At 72.6% G+C, this 1,250-nt stretch carries 1 protein-coding gene; it reads right to left on the bottom strand.

The window, feature by feature from the left end:
• Positions 1-1,220, bottom strand: a 1,220-nt coding sequence (locus tag ACIKT0_RS18540) for an FAD-dependent oxidoreductase (protein ID WP_407106785.1), incomplete at its 3' end; no start/stop codon positions are given.
• Positions 1,221-1,250: the final 30 nt, after the last annotated feature.

The raw sequence follows: 1,250 nt of genomic DNA, 5'->3' as shown, positions 1-1,250 counted from the left end.
CGCTCGGGCCGGACGCCGACTCCGACGATGCGGGCGGGGATCCGCGTCAGCGCCGGAAAGCGCCGCATGAGCCGCAGCGCGAGCGGCGGCCGGAGGCGCTCTCCGCCGGCGAGCGCCCGCGTGATGATCCGGTTCTGAACCTGGACCTGCAGCGCCTGCGTCACCCGCGTCGGCCATTCCCGACGGTCCTGCACCCGCCGGACGTCCTCTGGCCGGAGCCTGCCCTCCCGCAACGGCGCGGCGAGCAGATTGGCGGTCGCCACCGCGTCCTGGATCGCGAGGTTGATGCCGACGCCGCCGATCGGCGACATCGCGTGTGCGGCGTCGCCGATGCACAGCACGCCGGGCCGGTCCCAACGCTTCAGCCGGTCGACGGCGACCGTCAGCAGGCTGACCTGATCCCACGAGACGAGCTCCGCGGCGCGTTCGGCCGCGAACGGCGCGAGCCGTGCGACGGCCTGGCGAAACGCCTCCAGGCCGCGCTCCCGCACCGCGTCCGCGCCGCCTTTCGGAATCAGATAGGCGCACTGCCAGTAGTCGCCGCGATTGATCGTCACGAACACCGCGCCGGCGCTGAACCGGCCCGCGGTGGCGTCGCCGTCGGCGGGCTTCCGCGACAGCCGGAACCACATGACGTCCATCGGCGCGCCGAGCCCCTCGCTCTCCAGGCCGGCGCTCTGGCGGATCGCCGAGCGTCGGCCGTCGCAGCCGACCACCAGATCGGCCGTGACCGTGAGCGGGCCGTCCTCGGTGCGGGCTTCGACGCCGACCACGCGGCCCTCGCGCCGGATGACGCCTGTGGCCTCCGCGCGCCGGATGAGGCGAAACCCCGGGTAGCGCCCGGCCTCTCCGGCGATGAAGTCGAGAAAATCCCATTGCGGCATCAGGGCGATGAACCGGCAGCGGGTGGAAAGCCGGCGGAAGTCCGCGATGCCGAAGGCTTCGTCCTCCACGAAGCCCGTCAGCGTCTCGACCTCCTGGTGCGGCAGTTCGAGCAGACGCCGCAGCAGCCCGAGATCGGCCATGACGTCGAGCGTCGAGGGATGGATCGTGTCGCCCCGGAAATCGCGCAGGAAGTCGGCGTGCTTCTCCAGCACCACGACATCGACGCCGGCGCGCGCCAGCAGCAGGCCGAGCATCAGTCCGGCCGGGCCGCCGCCCACGACGCAGCACCGCGCAGCAAGCTCTCGTGGGGCGCCGGGGCCGGAGTTCGCCGACATGGCTGTTCATCCGCATGACCGCACGAGCGG

Origin of the sequence: Hansschlegelia beijingensis, assembly GCF_045505405.1 — a bacterium.
Classification (GTDB): domain Bacteria; phylum Pseudomonadota; class Alphaproteobacteria; order Rhizobiales; family Methylopilaceae; genus Methylopila; species Methylopila beijingensis_A.
The sequence above is the reverse complement of the archived record's forward strand: the minus strand, read 5'-3'. Positions and strand labels throughout refer to the sequence as shown.